Origin of the sequence: Corynebacterium sp. p3-SID1056 (assembly GCF_025152525.1) — a bacterium.
GTDB lineage: Bacteria > Actinomycetota > Actinomycetes > Mycobacteriales > Mycobacteriaceae > Corynebacterium.
The window spans coordinates 110,006-130,411 of sequence record NZ_JALXXL010000001.1 but is presented as its reverse complement, the minus strand read 5'-3'; the positions used below and the strand labels follow the sequence as shown (position 1 = coordinate 130,411).

Annotated in this window: 16 protein-coding genes and 1 pseudogene; 12 read left to right on the top strand and 5 right to left on the bottom strand. The window is 64.6% G+C overall.

The window, feature by feature from the left end; genetic code table 11:
* Positions 1-98 precede the first annotated feature (98 nt).
* The 6 genes and pseudogenes from infB (at position 99) to M3G14_RS00600 (ending at position 7,390) form a co-directional block, all read left to right on the top strand.
* Positions 99-2,870: a translation initiation factor IF-2 gene (infB, locus tag M3G14_RS00625; protein WP_259923889.1), complete on the top strand. Its 2,772-nt coding sequence runs from the start codon at positions 99-101 to the stop codon at positions 2,868-2,870.
* 128 nt (positions 2,871-2,998) lie between these two features.
* A complete protein-coding gene (rbfA, locus tag M3G14_RS00620) occupies positions 2,999-3,463 on the top strand; it encodes a 30S ribosome-binding factor RbfA (protein WP_259923888.1) in 465 nt (154 codons plus the stop codon).
* Entirely contained in the window at positions 3,464-4,456 is a 993-nt protein-coding gene (locus tag M3G14_RS00615) for a bifunctional oligoribonuclease/PAP phosphatase NrnA (protein ID WP_259923887.1), read from the top strand. It abuts the gene before it with no gap.
* Between the two features lie 171 nt (positions 4,457-4,627).
* A pseudogene (locus M3G14_RS00610) lies at positions 4,628-5,909 on the top strand (MATE family efflux transporter).
* A gap of 25 nt (positions 5,910-5,934) precedes the next feature.
* Complete coding sequence (locus tag M3G14_RS00605) at positions 5,935-6,735, top strand: metallophosphoesterase (RefSeq protein ID WP_259923886.1); 801 nt, start codon at positions 5,935-5,937, stop codon at positions 6,733-6,735.
* 1 nt (position 6,736) lies between these two features.
* A complete protein-coding gene (locus M3G14_RS00600; RefSeq protein WP_259923885.1) occupies positions 6,737-7,390 on the top strand; it encodes a 4'-phosphopantetheinyl transferase in 654 nt (217 codons plus the stop codon).
* A gap of 8 nt (positions 7,391-7,398) precedes the next feature.
* Here M3G14_RS00600 and truB read toward each other — a convergent pair whose 3' ends face one another.
* Positions 7,399-8,295 (bottom strand): tRNA pseudouridine(55) synthase TruB, encoded by an 897-nt coding sequence (truB, locus tag M3G14_RS00595; protein WP_259923884.1) that lies wholly within the window; start codon positions 8,293-8,295, stop codon positions 7,399-7,401.
* A gap of 30 nt (positions 8,296-8,325) precedes the next feature.
* Here truB and M3G14_RS00590 point away from each other — a divergent pair, with 30 nt between their 5' ends.
* The 4 genes from M3G14_RS00590 (at position 8,326) to M3G14_RS00575 (ending at position 13,153) form a co-directional block, all read left to right on the top strand.
* Complete coding sequence (locus M3G14_RS00590; protein WP_259923882.1) at positions 8,326-9,300, top strand: bifunctional riboflavin kinase/FAD synthetase; 975 nt, start codon at positions 8,326-8,328, stop codon at positions 9,298-9,300.
* A 57-nt stretch (positions 9,301-9,357) separates the two neighbouring features.
* A complete protein-coding gene (locus M3G14_RS00585; RefSeq protein ID WP_259923881.1) occupies positions 9,358-10,320 on the top strand; it encodes a nucleoside hydrolase in 963 nt (320 codons plus the stop codon).
* A 105-nt stretch (positions 10,321-10,425) separates the two neighbouring features.
* Complete coding sequence (rpsO, locus tag M3G14_RS00580; protein WP_038591150.1) at positions 10,426-10,695, top strand: 30S ribosomal protein S15; 270 nt, start codon at positions 10,426-10,428, stop codon at positions 10,693-10,695.
* 139 nt (positions 10,696-10,834) lie between these two features.
* Positions 10,835-13,153, top strand: coding sequence for a polyribonucleotide nucleotidyltransferase (locus M3G14_RS00575; protein ID WP_259923878.1), 2,319 nt, complete (start codon positions 10,835-10,837; stop codon positions 13,151-13,153).
* Between the two features lie 76 nt (positions 13,154-13,229).
* On the opposite strand, the gene M3G14_RS00570 is transcribed toward M3G14_RS00575, so the two are convergent.
* Both M3G14_RS00570 and M3G14_RS00565 read right to left on the bottom strand, forming a co-directional pair.
* Positions 13,230-14,813, bottom strand: a complete 1,584-nt coding sequence (locus tag M3G14_RS00570) for a succinic semialdehyde dehydrogenase (RefSeq protein ID WP_259923876.1) — start codon at positions 14,811-14,813, stop codon at positions 13,230-13,232.
* Between the two features lie 91 nt (positions 14,814-14,904).
* Complete coding sequence (locus M3G14_RS00565; protein WP_259923874.1) at positions 14,905-15,939, bottom strand: oxygenase MpaB family protein; 1,035 nt, start codon at positions 15,937-15,939, stop codon at positions 14,905-14,907.
* Between the two features lie 396 nt (positions 15,940-16,335).
* Between M3G14_RS00565 and M3G14_RS00560 the strand changes: the two genes are divergently transcribed.
* The gene (locus M3G14_RS00560) at positions 16,336-16,920 is read left to right on the top strand and encodes a DUF6230 family protein (RefSeq protein WP_259923872.1); all 585 of its coding nucleotides are present in this window, start codon (positions 16,336-16,338) and stop codon (positions 16,918-16,920) included.
* Positions 16,904-18,355: a DUF6114 domain-containing protein gene (locus M3G14_RS00555; RefSeq protein WP_259923871.1), complete on the top strand. Its 1,452-nt coding sequence runs from the start codon at positions 16,904-16,906 to the stop codon at positions 18,353-18,355. The genes M3G14_RS00560 and M3G14_RS00555 overlap by 17 nt, the downstream gene beginning before the upstream one ends.
* Positions 18,356-18,610: 255 nt before the next feature.
* On the opposite strand, the gene M3G14_RS00550 is transcribed toward M3G14_RS00555, so the two are convergent.
* Both M3G14_RS00550 and M3G14_RS00545 read right to left on the bottom strand, forming a co-directional pair.
* Positions 18,611-19,525 (bottom strand): oxygenase MpaB family protein, encoded by a 915-nt coding sequence (locus tag M3G14_RS00550; RefSeq protein ID WP_259923870.1) that lies wholly within the window; start codon positions 19,523-19,525, stop codon positions 18,611-18,613.
* Between the two features lie 30 nt (positions 19,526-19,555).
* The gene (locus tag M3G14_RS00545; protein ID WP_259923869.1) at positions 19,556-20,338 is read right to left on the bottom strand and encodes an NAD(P)-binding protein; all 783 of its coding nucleotides are present in this window, start codon (positions 20,336-20,338) and stop codon (positions 19,556-19,558) included.
* Positions 20,339-20,406 lie beyond the last annotated feature (68 nt).

Here is a 20,406-nt window from a genome sequence, read left to right as displayed (position 1 = left end):
CCGTGAAGCAGCATCAGCGATGAAAGTCATTGACCACGTCTAGGGGTCGGTACCCGTAGCAGGGCACCGCGCTCCTAGCATCAACCACAAGGAGACACGTGCCCGGAAAGTTACGAGTACACGAGCTTGCGAAGAAGCTTGGAGTTACGAGTAAGGAACTGCTCGCCACGCTCAAAGAGCAGGGCGAGTTTGTGAAGACCGCCTCGTCGACCATTGAGTCGCCGGTCGTGCGGAAGATGACCGCGTTCTACGAAGCGAAGAACGCGGAAAACGAGCCGAAGGAAACAAAGGACGAGAAGCCGGCTGCCGGCGGGGCGAAGCCTGCGCCGTCCAAGCCTGGTCAGGCAGCCAAGCCGGCAGCGCCGAAGCCTGGTCAGGCCGCGAAGCCTGCCGCGCCCAAGCCGGGTCAGGCAGCAAAGTCGGCTGCACCCAAGCCGGGTCAGGCCGCGAAGCCCGCTGCGCCGAAGCCGGGTCAGGCCGCGAAGCCCGCTGCGCCGAAGCCGGGTCAGGCGGCCAAGCCGGCTGCACCCAAGCCGGGTCAGGCCGCGAAGAAGGACGTCCCGACGCCTGGTTCGATGCCGCGTCCGAAGGCAAAGCCGGGTGGTCGCCCGAAGGTAGCGAACAACCCATTTTCCTCGAACACTTCCGCACCGCGCCCGGCGCCGCGTCCCGGCGGCGGCCGCGGTGGTCAGGGCCAGGGCGGCGGCCGTGGCCGCGGCCAGGGGTCCCAGGGGCAGGGTGCGCCGCGTCCGGGTGGTAACCGCTCCGGTGGCGGTCGTCGCCCGTCGCCCGCCGATATGGCGGCAGCGCCCTCGCCGAAGCAGATGCCAGCGAAGGCTGCTGGCTCCCGCAATGGTCGCGGAGGCGGCGGTGGTCGCGGTCGCGGTGGCGGACCGGGTGGCCCGCCGCGCGGTGGCGGCTTCCGTGGACGCGGCGGTCGTCGCGGCGGTACCGCAGGTGCATTCGGTCGCCCGGGTGGCGCACCGGGGCGTCGTCGTAAGTCGAAGGGCCAGAAGAGGGCCGAATACGAGGAGATGCACAAGCCGAACGTGATCGGTGGCGTGCGTTTGCCTGACGGCGACGGCAAGACGGTCCGCCTGCGCCAGGGTGCGACCCTGTCGGACTTGGCGGAGAAGATCAACACCGATGCATCCTCCCTGGTCCAGGCCCTGTTCAACCTGGGCGAGATGGTCACGGCTACCCAGTCGGTCTCCGAGGAGACGCTGCAGCTGTTGGGTGCTGAGATCAACTACGAGGTGCAGATCGTTTCCCCGGAGGACGAGGACCGCGAGCTGCTTGAATCCTTCGACCTGCAGTTTGGCGAGGACGAAGGCGGCGAAGAGGCGCTCGAGCAGCGCCCGCCAGTGGTCTCCGTCATGGGCCACGTCGACCACGGTAAGACCCGCCTTCTGGACTCGATCCGCAAGGCCAACGTTGGCCGCGGCGAGGCCGGCGGCATTACCCAGGGCATCGGCGCGTACCAGACCGAGGTCGAGCTCGACGGCGAGCAGCGCAAAATCACCTTCCTCGATACCCCGGGCCACGAGGCGTTTACCGCCATGCGTGCCCGCGGTGCGAAGTCCACGGACTTGGCCATCCTGGTCGTGGCTGCGGACGACGGCGTGATGCCGCAGACCGTTGAGGCGATCAACCACGCCAAGGCGGCGGACCTGCCGATCGTGGTTGCCGTGAACAAGGTGGATAAGCCGGAGGCACAGCCGGACAAGATCCGCGGCCAGCTCACCGAGTACGGCCTCATTCCAGAGGAGTACGGCGGCGACACCATGTTCATCGACATCTCTGCTAAGCAGGGCACGGGTATCGACGAGCTTTTGGAGGCCGTCCTGCTCACCGCAGATGCGGCACTTGAGCTGACGGCAAACCCGGACATGGACGCCCAAGGTGTGGCCATCGAGTCCCACCTTGACCGCGGCCGCGGTCCGGTCTCCACCGTCATTGTGCAGCGCGGTACGCTGCGCGTCGGCGACTCCATCGTGGTGGGCGGCAACTTTGGCCGCGTGCGCCGCATGGTCGACGAGTGGGGCAACGACGTGGAAGAGGCTGGGCCCTCCCGTCCGGTCCAGGTCCAGGGCCTCAACGGCGTTCCCGGCCCGGGCGACAACCTGCTCGTGGTCGAGGACGACCGCGTGGCGCGTCAGATTGCGGCGCAGCGTGACGCGCGTCAGCGTGCTGCAATGCAGGCGCGCACCAAGAAGCGCGTCTCCCTGGAGAACCTGGATCAGGCGCTCAAGGAGACCAACCAGCTCAACCTCATCCTCAAGGGCGACAACGCCGGTTCGGTGGAGGCCCTGGAGGAGGCCCTGCTCAAGATCGAGGTGGACGACGAGGTCGAGGTGAACATCATCGACCGCGGCGTCGGTGCGGTCACCCAGACCAACGTGGTGCTCGCTGCCGCATCCGATGCGGTCATCGTGGCCTTCAACGTCCGCGCTGAGGGCAAGGCAACCGAGGAAGCCAACAACGAGGGCGTGGATATCCGCTACTACTCGGTGATCTACGAGGTCATCGACCAGGTGGAGGCAGCGCTCAAGGGCATGCTCAAGCCGATCTACGAGGAGCGCGAGATGGGTGCTGCGGAGATCCGCCAGATCTTCAAGGCTTCCTCCGTTGGCCTCATCGCCGGCTGCATGGTGACCGAGGGCAAGGTCAAGCGCGGCGCGAAGCTGCGCCTGGTCCGCGACGGCAACGTCATTACTCCGGACGCGACGATCGAGTCGCTGCGCCGCGAGAAGGACGACGTCACCGAGGTGGCCAAGGGCTACGAGTGCGGTATGGTGCTGTCGTACCCGGATATCCAGGTCGACGACCAGATTCAGGTCTACGAGATGGTCGAGGTTCCGCGCGACTAGGCCGGAATACACGCCTCATCGGTGCCCCCTTTCCGGTTCTGTGCCGGGGAGGGGGCGCTGTGGCGTCGATAAGCAGTGCAGGCGTCTAAACTTGAAGAGACGCTGACGTGAATAAAGGAGATGATGACATGGCTGACAACCCGCGCGCGCAACGTCTGGCAAAGCAGATTCACGCGATTGTTGCTTCCGCGATCGAGCGAGAGGTCAAGGACCGGAGGTTGGAGCTGGTCACCGTCACCGATGTTCGCGTGACCGGCGACCTGCACGACGCGACTGTGTACTACACGGTGCGCGGTCGCGAGATCGACGAGGAGCCGAACTACGAGCAGGCGGCCGAGGCACTGCATCGTGCCCGCGGCCAGCTGCGCAAGATCGTCGGCGACCAGCTTTCCGTTCGCTTTACGCCGACGTTGACATTTGAGCTGGATACTGTGCCGGAGGCCTCCGCGCGGATGGAGGAGCTGCTCAACCGCGCCCGCGCCCGCGACGAGGAGACCGCGCGCCTGCGCGAGGGCGCGACGCCGGCCGGAGAGGACAACCCGTATAAGACGGATGGCACAGGTCGTGCGGGCTCCGCAGGAGCAGAGGCATAAATGGAGGCACTGTTCCCGGGCACGGAAGCACAGTTCGCGCAGATCGCCAAGGTGCTGCGCGCGGCGAAGAAGATTTCGGTGGTGGCGCACATTAAGCCGGACGCGGACGCAGTCGGTTCGGCGTGTGGGCTGACCGCGGGGCTTCGTTCGCTGGGTATCGACGCGCACGTGTTTATCGGGCAGACCTACCCGCACCCCGAAAACCTGCTCACGGTGCCCGGGGTGGACGAGATCACCTACGGCGCCGAGCTGCCGGACGACGGCCTCGTGGTCACGGTGGACTGTGCGTCCGCGGACCGCACCGGGCTGCTGCGGGAACAGATCGCGGCCGATCCTTCGCGCGTGGTGGTCATCGATCACCACGAGACCAACCCGGCCTTCGGCGCGCACAACCTCATCCTCGATGCCGAGTCCACCACCACGATCATTCGGGAACTCTTTTCCTACCTGGACGTGACGCTGGACTACGACATGGCCTATTGCCTGTATGCGGGCTTGGTCACCGACACGGGCAATTTCCGGTGGGGCACCCCGCGCATGCACCGTCTGGCAGGGGAGTTGATGGGCTACGGCCTGGATACCCGCCAGATTTCCATGGACCTGATTGATAAGGCCAGCGCGCGGGATCTGCAGATCATGGGTGGGGTACTCGCCGATCTGCAGAACTTCCGCGAGGCTGGGCTCAAACTCAGCGTGTTTACCATTCCCGCCGAGTCGCTGGCGCGGATGAGCCAAACTACCGTAGAGGCGATCATCGATTACGCCCGTGCGCTCGAGGGCTGCGACGTTGGCATGGTGCTGAAGCAAAACGGGCCGAAGCGCTGGGCTGTTTCGCTGCGTTCGAGTGTGATTGACGTGTCGAAGCTCGCACAGCGCTTCGGTGGCGGCGGGCACATACCGGCGGCAGGCTACACCGCGTATGGCTCGCAGGATATGGTGGTGCGCGACCTGATCGCGGCGCTGCCGACTCGTGAGGAGCGCGCCGCGCGCTAGGCGGGCTGGCACACCGTGCCTACCTGGAGTTGTACCTCATCTGACGTGAAGTGAAGGAGCGTGCGCGTGGCAGCAGAGTCCACCCGAAAGTCCACCCAAAAGTCTAGACAGCGCACACGGACAAACCAGCATGCGAGTGATACCCGCGGACCGGAGGTCAGCGCGCGTACTATTTTGGCGCTCGCGCTGCCGGCACTCGGTGTGCTGGCCGCGAACCCGCTGTACCTCTTGCTCGATACCGCGGTGGTGGGCCGGCTGGGCACCGCGCAGCTGGCGGCGTTGGCGGCCGGAACCACGATTCAGTCGACGGTGACGACGCAGCTGACCTTCTTGTCGTACGGCACCACGGCGCGCAGTTCGCGGCTCTTTGGTGCCGGCAAGCGCGACGAGGCCATCGCAGAGGGTGTGCAGGCGACGTGGGTGGCGCTGCTCGTTGGTCTGGGACTCGCCACGATAATTTGGCTGTTTGCGCAGCCGATCGCGTTTGCGCTGACCAACGACCACGAGACAGCGGCGCAGGCAGCGCGGTGGATGCACGTGGCTGCCATTGCCATCCCGTTGACGCTGATCATTATGGCGGGCAACGGCTGGATGCGTGGCATCCAGAACACGCGCCTGCCATTCTTGCTCACGCTGTGCGGCCTGGTGCCCGGGGCGATCGCGCTGCCGTTTTTGGTGCAGCGCTTCGGGCTCGTTGGTTCGGCGGTGGCCAACGTGTTGGGCATGGGGATTACCGCCTCGCTTTTTCTCGCGGTGCTCATCCGCAAGCACGATGGTTCCTGGGCCCCGCGGTGGGCGGTTATGCGCGACCAGCTGGTGCTTGGCCGTGACCTGATCTTGCGCTCGCTGTCTTTCCAGATCTCCTTCCTCGCGGCTGCCGCGGTGGCCGGCCGCTTCGGCGTGGCGACGCTTGCGGCGCACCAGATCTTGCTGCAGTTGTGGAATTTCCTCACGCTCGTGCTCGACTCGATGGCAATCGCAGCGCAAACGCTCACCGGGGCCTCCCTGGGCAAGGGGCGCGTCGCAGAGGCGCGGTCGGTGGGCGTGCAAACCACTCGTTTCTCAGTCGGCTTCGGCGTCGTGCTCGCGACGATTTTCGTGCTCTTCCACGCCCCGCTCAAGGCCATATTCACCTCCGATGACGCGGTGCTCAGCGCACTGTATACCCCGTGGTGGCTGCTCATCGCGATGATCCTTGTCGGCGGGGTGGTGTTCGCCCTCGACGGCGTGCTGCTGGGGGGCATCGGACGCGGCCTTTTTGCGTAACCTGACTATCGTGAGCGTACTTGGCGCGTTCTTGCCGCTCACGCTGCTCTCTGTTGTCTTTGGCTGGGGGTTGGCCGGTATCTGGGCCGGGCACCTCGCCTCGGTGGTACTGCGTCTGGTGGGCGTGGTGGTGCGTTTCCGCGGTGACGCATGGGCGCGCACCGGGGCGAGCACGCGGGCGTCGTAAAGCGGCACAAAGAGAGGAGCCGACTATGAGCACTACGCTGTGGGCTGTCAGCGACCTGCACGCGGCAGTCAAACGCAATGGGCCGAAGATCGACGACATTCAGCCGCGCGATCCTTCTGACTGGCTCATCGTGGCCGGCGATGTCGCGGAACGCTTGGATCTGATCGTGCGGGTGATGGAGCAGCTTAAGCAACGTTTCGATACCGTGATCTGGGCGCCCGGCAACCATGAACTCTTCTCCCGCTCGGCGGACCGCTACCAGGGCAGGGAGAAGTACACGGCGCTGGTGCAGGCGATGCGCGAGATCGGCGTCATCACGCCGGAGGACCCGTACCCGCAGTTCGGCGGCGTCACCATCGCACCGCTGTTTACCCTCTACGACTACTCTTTCCGCGGCGCGAACATGACGGTGGAGGAAGCGCTCGAGGCGGCGCACGAGAAGAACATTGTCATGACTGATCAGTACGCCATCGCCTCGTTCGTCGACGTGCGCGCGTGGTGCTGGGACCGGCTGGCGTACACCACGAAGCGCTTGTCGCGGATTTCGGGGCCAACCATTTTGATCAACCACTGGCCGCTGGTGCAAGAGCCGACGCTGCGCATGCAGTGGGCAGAGATAGCGCTGTGGTGCGGCACCAGGCATACCCGTTCGTGGCCGAAGCGCTACAACGCGCAGGCCGTCATTTACGGGCACCTGCATTTGCCCGGGGTGATGGAGATCGACGGCATTGAGCACATCGAGGTTTCCCTCGGGTACCCGCGCGAGTGGGAGCGATTCCCGCGTGACGTGCCATTCCCGTACCCGGTGATGGAGGTGGGGGCATAAGATGCAGAACTTGGCATTATTTCCTCCCGAGGCGCGTTTCGTCTACCTGCGTACCGACGGTCGCAATGACTTGAGCAAGTACGAAGACCTCTTGCCAAGCGAGCAAGCGCAAGTCAGGTGCGCCGTCGATCTGCGCAAGGGCGAGTTTGGCGACGCCCGCTGGTGCGCCCACGAAGCACTGAAAGAACTCGGCTGCGAGAACGCCGGGGCAATCCTGCGCGGCGAGAAGGGGATGCCGCTGTGGCCGGAGGGCTACACCGGCTCGCTCACGCATACCGCCGGTTTCCGAGCGGCGGTCGCCGCGCCGACGAGGTGGGTGCGCTCGATGGGATTGGACGCCGAACCGAGCGAGCCGCTGCCGGAGGGGATGTTGGGGGCGATTGCGCGCGATACGGAGTACGAGATGGTGCGCGAGCTGCAGGACGCCGGCTTCGAGTGGGGCGACCGCCTCCTGTTTTGCGCCAAAGAGGCGACCTACAAGTGTTGGTTCCCCATGACGCGTCGCTTCCTTGATTTCGACGAGGCGGACATCTGCCTGCGCCCCGACGGCACCTTCGTCTCCTATATCTTGGCCCGGCCCACGCCGGTGCCGATGTTCGAGGGGCGCTGGGTGGTCGGCGATGGCTACGTCATCGCCTCGGTGTACGTGGACTAGCGCGCTGATTAGCTCAACGTCGCCGGGCGCGCGACAAACACCGTGGCCAGGCGTGTGCCCTGCTCCTTGACCAGGGCGACGACGCGGCCGTCGGGGCCCTTCGCAGCGTGCACGCCGTCGAGCCCGCGGGGAGTGAGCCACTTGCCGAGCGCGAGCGCCTGGTACTCCTCGGCGGTGACCTCGGTGACTGGCCAGGCGCGCAGCTGCGCCTCATCCAAACTGAGCGAGAGGGCAGGGGAGTCTTGGAGGGCGGCCAGGGGCGTGGCGTCGGCAAGCGTGAAGGCCCCGACGGACTCGCGGCGCAGCGCGGTGAGATGGCCGCCGACGCCGAGCGCGGCGCCAAGGTCGCGGGCGAGCGCGCGGATATAGGTGCCGGAGGAGCAGTGGACGCGCACGTCGACGTCGACGAAGCTGGCCTCGCGGCGGGTGTCGAGGATATCGAAGCTGAAGACAGTGACCGGTCGGGCCGGGATGTCGACGTCCTTGCCCTCGCGGACGAGCTCGTGGGCGCGCTTACCGTCGATCTTGATTGCGGAAACGGCGGTGGGCTTCTGCATGATGTCGCCGGTGAGCGCGTCGACCTCGGCCGCGATCTGCGCGTCGGTGATCGCCGAGGCGTCGTGGGTAGCGGTCACCTCGCCCTCCGCATCGTCGGTGGCGGTGGACTGGCCCAGCCGGATCGTTGCGGCGTAGCGCTTGTCGTTGGCCACCAGGTGGGCGAGCAGTTTCGTGCCGCGTTCGATGCCTACGACCAGGACACCCGTGGCCATGGGGTCGAGCGTGCCGGCGTGCCCCACCTTGCGGGTGGAAAACGCGCGCCGCAGCTTCGCGACGACATCGTGGCTCGTCATGCCCGCAGGCTTGTCCACCACGACGATTCCGGAGGTTGCGAGGGGATCGGTCATGGTTTTCAAGTATGCCGTACGCTATTGCGCGTGGATATTTTGCACGGGCTTGGAAGCGTTCCGGAACACTTGAAAGATTCCGGCGGCTGCGTCGTGACCATCGGCGTTTTCGATGGGGTGCACCGCGGCCACCAGCTGCTCATCTCCACTGCGGTGGAGAAGGCGAGGGCGCAGGGCGTGCCCTGTGTGGTGATGACTTTTGACCCGCACCCGGTAGCGGTGTTTGCCCCGGAGCGCGCGCCGCTGGCGCTGTTGAGCCTGGAGGAGCGGGCCCGCCAGATCGAGGCGCTGGGCGTGGACTACCTGCTGGTCATCGACTTCCGCCAAGAGCTCGCTGGCGACAGCGCCGAGCACTATGTCACCGGGGTGCTGCAGGGCACGCTCGGCGCGCGCGAGGTGGTCGTCGGCGAGAACTTCACCTTTGGCAAGGACGGTGCGGGCACCGCGCAGACGATGGCGCAGCTGGGGGAGCGTTACGGCCTCGAAGTCACGATCGTGCAATTGCTTAACGACGGCGACGTGCGCATCTGTTCCACCGCCATCCGCGATGAGCTCACCGCCGGCAACATCAGCGTGGCCACCGACTACATGGGCCGGCCGTTCTCGGTGATCTCGGTCATCGAGCGTGGCGCGGGGCGCGGCGGGCGCGAGCTGGGTTACCCGACTGCGAACCAGTACGTCGAGGACGTCTCGGCGCTGCCTGCTGATGGGGTCTACGCCGGCTGGCTCACCATCATCGACACCGCGCCAATCGAGGGCGATATGGAACCTGGTGTGCGTTACCCGGCGGCGATTTCCGTGGGCACGAACCCCACCTTCGGCGACACGCGCCGCAGTGTGGAGTCCTACATCCTGGACCGTGATGCGGACCTGTACGACCGGATGGCCCGCGTGGAGTTCGTGGATAAGGTCCGTGACATGGTGAAGTTCAATTCAGTAGAGGAACTGCTGGAGCATATGGCGCGCGACGTGCAACGCACTCGCGAGATCCTCGGCGTGCAGTAGCATGACGTAGACAGCACGACTGCGCTCAAAGCGGCTCAAAGCGGAAGGACGCCACCTATGTCACGCAAGCTCATCCTGGACTTAGACACCGGTATCGACGATGCACTGGCGCTCGCCTACGCGCTCGGCTCGGAAGACGCCGAGCTCATCGGTGTGACGTGTACCTACGGCAACGTGACTGTGCCGCAGTCTGTGCGCAACACCCTGGCGATTCTGCAGCTGTTCGGCCGCACCGACGTGCCGGTGTTCGCAGGCCCAGACCACGCCCGGGCAAAAGACTCCTTTAGCGTGCAAGAGATCTCCGCGTTCATCCACGGGAAAAACGGCATTGGCGGGGTGGAAATCCCCGATGCCACCCGCGGGGCGGAAGGGACCTCAGCGGTGGAGTTTCTTATCGACTCGGTCAACGCCTATGGCGACGACCTGGTGATCGTGCCCACGGGCCCGTCGACAACCATCGCCGCCGCGGTCGAGGCCTCCGAAGACTTCCGTAAGAAGGCGCACATTGTGATGATGGGCGGCGCGTTGACCGTCCCCGGCAATGTCACTGCTTGGTCGGAGGCGAATATCAACCAGGACCCGGAGGCCACGGACCTGGTATTCCGCAGTATGCAAGACGTCACCATGATTGGGCTCGACGTCACGCTGCAAACGCTGCTGACGGTGAAAGAAACCGCGCAGTGGGAAGCGCTCGGCACGCGCGGGGGCAACTTCCTTGCCGCGGCAACCAACTACTACATCGACGCGTATAAGACGACCTCACCGCACTTGGGCGGCTGCGGGCTGCACGACCCGCTCGCCGTCGCGGTAGCGCTTGAGCCGGACCTGGTGGACACGCTCGAGATCAACATGAAGGTGGACACCGAGGGGGCGACCCGCGGGCGCACCATCGGTGACGAGACGCGACTGAACGATCCGGACAAACACGCCGCAGTCGCGATCCGCGTGGATACGGAACGGTTCCTGGAAAAGTTCATGGAGCGACTGACTACTTTGGCACTTGGTACACCTGTGGTGTAGTATCTCCCAAGGTCTTGCGCCAATCGACTGTGGTTCGCGGCAGTTGCGGTGCAGCAGAAGACTTTTTACCTAGAGCGCGAACTGAAATACCCAAGGAGCATACTCATGGCACTGTCCACTGAGAAGAAGGCTGAGATCCTCAAGGAGTTCGGCGTCCACGAGACCGACACCGGTTCCCCGGAGGCACAGGTTGCGCTGCTGACCGAGCGCATCAACAACCTGACCGAGCACCTGAAGGACCACAAGCACGACCACCACTCCCGTCGTGGTCTGCTGCTGCTGGTCGGCCGCCGTCGTGGCCTGCTGCAGTACCTGCGCGAGAACAACGTTGAGCGCTATCGCGACCTCATCGCTCGCCTCGGCCTGCGTCGCTAAGACAACGCGCCTTGACCCGCCGCACCCAGCTTCTTGGGGCGGCGGGTTTTGCGTTTTAGCTTGGAGCCTGAGCTGCGGCGTGGCCCGGTGCTGGTAGGATGTGGGCCGTTGCAAGAGAACGCGATACTCGGCGGCACCGATGACCGCCACGTCAAGACCCAAGGAGAGGGATCTTTTGAGCAGCTTTAGCCCCAACAACTCGTACGACGTCCACGTCGATGAAGAGTTTGGCTTGACCGAGGCCGTTGCCACGCTGGACAACGGCGACTTTGGTACCCGCACCATCCGTTTCGAGACGGGCCAGCTGGCGCGCCAGGCCGACGGTTCGGTGACCACGTACCTTGACGAGGACACGATGATGCTGGCAACCACCACCGCATCGAACCAGCCTCGCGAAGGGTTCGACTTCTTCCCGCTGACCGTTGACGTGGAAGAGCGCATGTACGCGGCGGGCCGCATCCCCGGTTCCTTCTTCCGCCGCGAGGGCCGCCCGTCGACGCAGGCGATTCTCGCCTGCCGTCTGATTGACCGCCCGCTGCGCCCCACCTTTGCCAAGGGCCTGCGCAACGAGGTGCAGTGCGTGATCACCGTGCTGTCGATGGCCCCGGACGAGTACTACGACGTCGTTGCCATCAACGGCGCATCCGCCGCGACGCAGCTGTCTGGCCTGCCAGTCTCCGGCCCGGTGGGTGGCGTGCGCATGGCGCTGATTGCCGACGATAAGCACCCGCAGGGCCAGTGGGTGGCCTTCCCGAACGCGGCGCAGCACGAGCGCGCCCTGTTCGAGATGGTGGTTGCCGGCCGTATGGTCGAGCGCAAGGACGGCAAGAAGACCCGCGAAGACGTCGCCATCATGATGGTCGAGGCCGGCGCGGGCGTCAACGTGGTCAAACTGGTCAAGGACGGCTTCCCGGCACCGACTGAGTCCACCGTGGCCGAGGGACTGGAGGCTGCAAAGCCCTACATCCGCACGCTGGCGAAGGCGCAGGCGGACCTGGCCGCCCAAGTGGGCAAGGAGACCAAGGAGTTTACGCTGTTCCCGCCGTACTCCGACAAGGTCTACCAGCAGGTGGAGAAGAAGGCCTCCAAGAAGCTGGGCAAGATCATGACGATCAAGTCCAAGGCAGAGCGCGAGGATGCGTCCAACGCGTACATGGAGGATATCGAGGCCTCGCTGCTGGATAAGTTTGATGTCGACGAGGACGACGGCGAGGAGTACACCGCCACTGCCAAGGAGATCCGCGCTGCCTACAACGCGGTGCAGAAGAAGATCGTGCGCGAGAAGATCCTCAAGGAGGGCTTCCGTATTGACGGCCGCGGGGTCAACGACATCCGCGACCTTGAGGTTGAGGTCGAGCTGATTCCGCGCGCCCACGGCTCCGCACTGTTCGAGCGTGGCGAGACCCAGATCCTCGGCGTGACCACCCTGGACATGCTGAAGATGGAGCAGCACATCGACTCCCTGCACCCGGAGGACACGAAGCGTTACATCCACCACTACAACTTCCCGCCGTACTCCACGGGCGAGACCGGCCGCGTGGGTTCACCGAAGCGCCGCGAGATCGGCCACGGCGCACTGGCAGAGCGTGCGCTGCTGCCCGTGATTCCTTCCAAAGAAGACTTCCCGTACACGATCCGCCAGGTCTCTGAGGCGCTCGGTTCGAACGGGTCGACCTCGATGGGGTCGGTGTGCGCGTCCACGTTGTCGCTGTACAACGCGGGTGTACCGCTGGCCGCACCGGTGGCGGGCATTGCCATGGGCCTGGTTTCTGGCGAGGTTGACGGCAAGACCGAGTACGTCGCGCTAACCGACATCCTGGGTGCCGAGGATGCTTTCGGCGACATGGACTTCAAGGTCGCCGGTACCAGCGAGTTCATCACCGCCCTGCAGCTGGACACGAAGCTGGACGGCATCCCGTCCGACGTGCTGGCTGCTGCCTTGGACCAGGCCTACGAGGCTCGCGAGACCATCCTGGAGACCATGGCCGAGGTCATCGAGGGCCCGGACGAGATGAACCCGCTGGCACCGAAGATCACCACGGTGACCGTCCCGGTGAACAAGATCGGCGAGGTCATTGGCCCGAAGGGCAAGATGATCAACTCCATCACGGAGGAGACCGGCGCGGACATCACTATCGAGGATGACGGCACCATTTACGTTTCCGCAACCGAGGGCTCGGCGGCGGACGCGGCGATTGAGAAGATCAACGCGATCGCCAACCCGCAGATGCCGAAGGTGGGCGAGCGTTACCTGGGCACGGTGGTCAAGACCGTCGCCTTCGGCGCGTTCGTCTCCATCCTGCCTGGCACCGACGGGCTGATCCACATCTCCAACCTGGGCGGCAACACCCGCGTGGAGAACGTCGAGGACGTGATCAACGTCGGCGACAAGGTCGAGGTGGAAATCCGCGACATTGATAACCGTGGCAAGATCTCCCTGGTCCCCGTAGAGGACTAACGCGCCTCGCCTTTGAGCGACAAGCGAAACGCCTCCCACAGCGGGAGGCGTTTTCTGCTGCGCGATAGGCTGCGCGCTAGGGGAGGAAGCGCAGCTTCTTGCCGAGGTTCAGCGCGGTGCTCAACAGCCTGCCGTAGTACCTGCGCGGCAGCTGGGCCGGCCCCCGCATCGGCATGATGCGCTGTTCGGAGATGTTCTTCGGCTCCGTGTACTTGGTGATTCCCTCAGGACCGTGACGGCGGGCGAGGCCGGACTGCTTCACGCCGCCCAGCGGGGTGGAGATTGCCGCCCAGGACGACGCGTAGCCGTCGTTAATGGTGACGCTGCCGGACTCGATCCGCTTGGCCAGCGCCCACGCGGTCTTGGGCGCACCGAAGACGGAGGCGTTGAGCCCGTAGTCTAGCGAGTTGGCCAGCTCGACGGCCTCGTCCATATCGCGCACGCGCTGCACGTAGACCACTGGGCCGAAGACTTCCTGCGCCTCCAAGTCGGTGTCCGGGCCGAGGTCGATGAGGATTGTCGGCTCGAAGTGGAAGGGGCCGATGTCCGGCCGCGCCTTGCCGCCGGTGACCAGGGTGGCGCCCTTGGACAGCGCATCGTCGACAAACGCCTGCACACGCTCGAGCTGGTCCTGGTTGATCAGCGAGCCCATCTCGTAGTCCCAGTTCAACCCGGCACCAAGCGTGATCGATTCGGTTGCTTTCCGGAAGGCGTCGATGAAGCGGTCGAAGATCGCGTCGGGTACGTAGATGCGCTCGATCGATACGCACAGCTGCCCCGAGTTGGAGAAGCAGGCCGTGGCGATGGTGTCGATATGCTTTTCGACGTCCGCGTCAGGGGCGATGAGCATCGGGTTTTTGCCGCCAAGCTCAGCGGAGTAGCCCACGAGACGCGCACCGACGGTCTCGCCGAGAATCTTGCCGGTCTGGGTCGAGCCGGTGAACATGAGGTAGTCGCACTGGGTAGAGATGGCGTGGCCGACTTCGCGACCGGAGCCGGTGACGATTTGGAACAGGTCGCGGGGCAGCCCAGCCTCGATGAGGAGATGCAACGCGATGAGGTTGGAAAACGGGGTCTGCCAGTCGGGCTTGGCCACGACGCCATTGCCGGCAATGAGCGCGGCGACCGCGTCGGAGACGCCGAGCGCGAGCGGGTAGTTCCAGGGGCTGATCTGACCAACGATGCCCTTCGGCACGCGTTGTAGGACGGTTTTAGAGATGAGCGGGAAGGCGCCGGCCTGCTTCGTGTCCGACAACAGGGCTTCAGCTTTGTTGCAGTAGTAGCGAGCGTTGTTGAGGACGTCGAGGACCTCGTCGAAAGCTGCGGTGCGGTCTTTGCCGGTTTCGAGCTGCACGACGTCGGCAAGCAGGTCCTGGTTGCGGTAGACCAGGTCGTGGAAGCGGGAGAGGACTGTTACGCGCTCGTCGATATCGCGCGCTGCCCAGGCCTTTTGGGCGGCGCGGGCGCGGCGGAATGCCTCGTCGACATCTGCTGTGGTGCCAGCGCCGACCCAGCCGAGGGGTGCATCGACGAAGGGGGAGGTCACCTCCTGGCGCTCGCCGCTGTACAGCGAACCGGTGGCGTGGTTGGTTGTGAGATTGAGCAGCATCTCGTGGAAGTGCTCGGGAAGCGGTTGGGCCTTCAAGCGCTGAATTGGCATGGGGTTCTCCAAAAAGTGGTGTGCTGTGTGCAAGGGCGCACGCCCCAGGTTGCGGGGTGCGAACCTGGGGCGTGGCGTTAAGGGGATAGGGCTAGAACGGGCAACCTGCGGCGCGGCGGGCGGCTGCTCCATCGTCGCCGTCTGTGCCGGTCTCACCGGGCTTGCGTGCGGAGACGGTAATACCGTCAGCGGCCTTGAGCTCTTCCTCCGGGTCACCGCCATTGTTGTACGGCGCGATGTTGCGCGGCTCTTTGTACTTGCCGTCGATCATGCCGTGCTTGATCATCTGCGAACGGCCCGGCTCCATGTATCGCTTGTCCTCGGGCAGGATCTCGAAGACCTTCTTGACCAGCTTGGCAATGCGGTCGAAGCGCTTCTGGTCGCGCTTGGTCCACTCGAGGCCGAGGATGCGGCGTTCCTTCTCCGGCAGGGTGCCGTAGGTCAGCCAGATGACGGGGCGCATGACCGGCTTCCAAATGACCTTCCACACCTTCAGCGGCACGCCGTCGGGCGGAGTGATCATCTCTTCGCGTGCGGTGCGCAGCGCGAAGTCGACAGTCTCGTTGCGCTCGAGCACGGTCTCGACCATCTCGTCCATGTAGGCGAGCAGGTCATCATAGTTGTCGATGACCGGACGCTCGGACATGCCGTACTTGTCCCACCAGGTCACGCCCTCGCGGACAATCTGGTCCTTCTCCTCGTGGGTGAAGGGGGTGCCGAAGAGCTCCTGTGCGTAGATGACGCGGTAGACGAAGGTGGCGTGCGCCCACCAGAAGGTCTCCGGGTTCATGGAGTGGTAGCGCTCGCCGTTACGCAGCGTGCCCTTAATGGTGGTGTGGTAGTCGCGGATCTGCTTGGACAGGCCCTCGTCGTCATAAATGGACATGATGATCTGCGGGGTGGAACGCTCCAGGCGTGCGAAGGGCTCCTCAAAGAACTTGGAGTGATCCAGCAGGGACTGGCCGATCGCGGGGTGCATGTTCTGCATGATGCCCGTGTAGCCGCGGAGTAGCTGGATACGGTTATCCGAGCCCCACTTCCACAGGAGGGAATCCGGGCCGAGAGGGGAGCGGCGGATCTCGCGCTTGCCGCCCTTGGACTTGTCGGCGGAAACTGGCGTAGACATCAGTTGCCTCTTTTCATGTGCTTGTAGACATCACGGTGAATATGTGAACGGTAGCACAGAAACTGCGTCTATGGGGGATAGGCCACACACTTTTCGAAGCGAAAATATTCCATGCTGCTTAGTATCCGGCGTGCTCCGAAAGGTGTTTGCGCCGGAGCGGAACCACGCTCGGGCCTGGCGCATGCGAGGATTGCATGGATGTGACACACGTCCGCGCGAGAGTTGTTGCGTGCCACCCAATGCGTGGTAGTGTGTGGCGAATCATACTCGATTGTGTCGTTTCGGACGCTTCGCCCGCTTCTATCCTGCGGGCGCGTTGTGGCCTAACGTGCGCGAAACGGGAGTGAGCAGGAGTACAAAAAGTTCACGGTTTCCCATTGATGAAAGGTAGACCCCATGGGGAAAATCAACTGGAAGAAGTCCGCAGTCGCGCTCACCGCGGGCTTGGCCGCGTTCGGCGCGACCGGTATCGCTGTGGCGCAAGGTGGGTTGACCGCAAACCTCGCGCTCTCAGGCACTTTTTTCAAGGTGAGCATGGAGCACCTTGACGGCGAGGACTTCGCGCTGTTCGTGGACAGTGAGCAGATGCAAGAGGACAACACCATTCCTGTCGCTCGCCTCAAGTTCGGCCACGCCTACGCGTCGAACCTCTGCCTGTCTGCGAGCTTGCCGGATCTGCCGATGGTCGGGGAGGGCACCCTCGCCCTGCGCGCCAACGGTGACAAGAGCGTGGAGGTGCGCAACCTGGTGGTGGGTGCGAACGACATTAAGGGCGCGCTGCAGCTTACCGACGCCAACGTCGGCATCGACGCCAACCAGGTCGTCCAGCAAGCCGCCCCCGGCACCTGGGGCCTGCACTCGAGCAAGGTCACCCTGAGCGCGGACGACATCACCACTACCTCCATCGGCGTGGAGTACCTTGCCGCCAACGGCGTGGGCGTGACCGTGGAGAGGGGCAGTGAGAATGCCTGCGGTCTCTGATCCGAAAGACCCGCACAACCTTCAGGAATCTGGGCAGGATTCGCTTGTCGACGGGGCGTCAAGCACTGCGAGTGCTGAAACCACCGAGCCAGAGCAACGCAGCGCGGCGCAACGCTTCAAGCAGTGGCGGCGTCACCGGCCCTTTATCCCGGGCTTGCTCATGATGATCTCCGGTTTCGTCATCGCCGCGCCTGCCTACATCACGGTGGAGGTCTCGGACATCTTGGTGATGATTTCCACGGTGTCCGGTGTATCCACGCTGCTGATCGGCGTCCTGTTATTCATGTTCGGGCTGGGCTGCTGGCTGCAGCCAGCGACCGCGGTGTACCTTGGCGTGCTCGCCATCATTGTGGCTGTGATTGCGCTGCCGACCTCGAACCTTGGCGGCTTTGTCATCGGCTCGCTCTTCGGCATCGTTGGCGGTGCGCTCGCCCTCGGCTGGGAAGGCGGGGACGGCGAGACTGCCGAGACGCCGAAGAAGGCGAAGAGGAAGCGGCGCGTCAAGGAGGACGAAGAGGAAGAAGACTACGATCCATTTGCTGACGACGCGTTCACAGACCACGAAGCACACGATGAAAAGCGCGGCGGTAGTACCCGCCTCGGTGGTGGCACTGCGCTCAACTCCATCGTTGCGATAGCGGCGGCAACTGCGCTCGTTGGTCTCCTGCTTGGCGATACGCAGGCTGTATCCGCGCAGGAATCGGAGCGCAAGGTGGCGCAGCCGGCAGTGCAGCTCCCGCAACTGCCAACGCCACCGGTTGAACTGCCCGAGCTTCCCAAGGTGCCGGTGCCTTCGGTCAACGTGCCTCCACCGCCAGGCGGTGCCACGAGTACACAGAGCCCGGCCCGCCCGAGCACGCAGGCGACGCCGAAGAGCCCGACGAGCCCAACGAGCCCGGTGCCGAGTCCTACCCCGGGCCCGGGCGCAGGTGCGCGGGCGGCTGGGCCGCTTGCACCTGCGGCAGCACCAGCAACCGTGACCGCCGATAAGGTCACCATCACGGGCAATGTGCACGCCACGCTGGATTATGTCAACGTTGGTGGCACGCCAAAGCGTGCGTTGATCCTCACCGGCGATCGTCTCGTCGGACACAACCTCGGGCTGAAGATCCCGGGGTTCGGTGGCGGAGCGCAGCTGCGCACGGGCAACGTGGACACGAAAGTGATCGACGGCCCGGTCAAAGTGGTCGCCACGGGGCTGACCGCGACGCCGGCGGTGCGCGATGTGCGCACCCTCCCGGTGACGGTGGATTTGAGCGGCGACATCAACTCGGTGCTTGATCAGCTCGGGGTGCCGGATCGCCACCCGGTGCCGAATGTGGAGATCCCCGACATGCTGATGAAGGAGATTTCCCTGACTGGCGTCACGATGGAAATGGTGTCGCTCTACGGCCAGGCTTTCGAAGCTCCCTCGGTGCGACTCACCGTTCCTTAAATAGTCTGCCTTTAAATTGCCTGCCTGCCCGGCCAGCGCTGCCGCGGTGTGAAGCATCGTGGGAGTGGCTCGCCGGGCTTTTTTCGTCGCTGCCGCTTCCCGGTCGGCGCAGGTGCAAATGGAGCTAGCTCCATTTGGGGTTGGTGCGCAAGGCGGGGACAGGCCACCGGCACTGCCACGCTGAACACATGCACAAGCGCCAGGTACCCGCGACATGCGAGCGCCTGGCGCTAGAAGCGTTGAGCAGTGGATCGTTTAGTAGTGGAATCCGCCCTCGGCTTCGGCCTTCTCGAAGGCGCGAGAGGCAATCGGCACCATGCGAACCTTGCGCGGCAGGACCGAGAAGACGAGGCGTGTGCCGGTGGACAGCGCCTTGAGGCGACGGGCGTCGGACTTCGTCCACTCCCAGCCAAGCTTGTCGCGCAGCTTGTCCGGGATCATGCCGATAGCGACCCAGAGCAGCAGCTTCGACACGTAAGGCGCGACCGGCTTCCATGCCCACTTCGGTACCGACGGGTCCGGGGTGTCGAGGGTGAGCCCGTTGATGATGCGGGAGCGGTCGATGGTCTCGCTGGGGCCCAGCTTGTCAATCATCGCGTCCATGTAGTCGACGTACTCGTCGTAGGTCTTCGGCGCGTCATCCGGCTCGGCGACTCCGTAGAAGCTGTACCAGGTGCGGCACTCCTGGAAGAGCTGCTCCTTTTCTGCGCGGTTCATATCCGGCATGAAGTTGCCCGCGAGCAGGTAGGGCATCGCGGCGAAGGTGGCGTGCGCCCAGTAGTACACCTCGGGGTTAAGCGAGTGGTAACGGGAGCCATCCGGGTGCGTGCCCTTGATGTCTTTGTGGAAGTCGCGGATCATCGAGCCAACCTCGGGGCCTTCGTAGACCGCGCGGATGATCGGGAACGCAGAGCGCACGAGGCGAGCGACCTCGTTATCAAACACGTTGGATTGCTGAACCAGCGAGCGGCTGATGTCGCGGTGCGCGATCTGCAGCACGCCAGCAGAAAGGGCGACAAAAGCGGAGCGCCAATCTCCGAAACGGTTCCACAAAATCGAGTCTGGGCCCAGCTCGGGCAGGCCCGCTTGCGGCGCGGCGATGTCGGTAACAGGGTCGGCCGCCGCGGCGGTGTCCGTTGCGTCGTTCTTGGGTGGGTGAACGGTAGTCATGATGTCTCCTTTAAAGCAGCGTTGTAAGCGTTAGTCGGCGAGGGTGCGGGCGGACTTACGTGCCTCGTCCGCGTAGTTGGAGGCGCGCTGGAACTGATGCGCGGCGGGGTCAAATTCGGACAGCTTGGAGCGGATGCCGCGGACGGCACCGGGTTGGACAAGCCACTTGTCTCGCTTGACGGTGAGCGCACCCGGGCCGCGGATCTCCAGCTGGCGGGCGTAGCGGCGTGCGTAGTCGCCACGTGCCTCGAAGACAGCGAGCGGGTGACGCTTCAGCGCGCGGTCGGTGGGGAAGGGACCGTCGACAAATAGTGCGTTCGGCAGGCCGACGACCTCGGCTCCGTGGTGCAGGTAGAGCTCGTCTGCCGCGATGTTCGGCCGGCCCGGGACCTCAATCCACGGGGAGGATTCACCTGTTGCGCGGATGAGAATGTCGAAGCGCTCGGTGCCTGTAGTGCCGTCGGCACCGCTGAACGTGACTTCCCACTGTCCTTCGCCCTCGTTAAACGACGCCTTCGTCACGGTGGTGTTCGCGCGGAATTGCGCGCCGCCCGCGTTGACGGCAGCGGCGAGGTGGCGGGCGGCGGACGCGGCAGAGCCGTCCACCTTCGTCACCTTGAGATATGGGGTGCGGTAGCGGAAGTGCTTCGACACTGGCTCTGCGTCAGGTGCGGTGAGGTGGCCGCCAACGGTGCTGCGCTTATCAAAGAGCGTGGTGTCGAAACCGGAAAACGAGCACTCGGCAGCGGCGGTGGCACCAGCGGGGCCCGCGCCGATCACGGCCACCGTGGGCCGCCTGTACGGATCAAACATGTGCGTTACCTTTCACAGTCGGCGAATTGTCGCCGGCGAGAAAATCTGTTGGTGGGTAGTTGTAGATA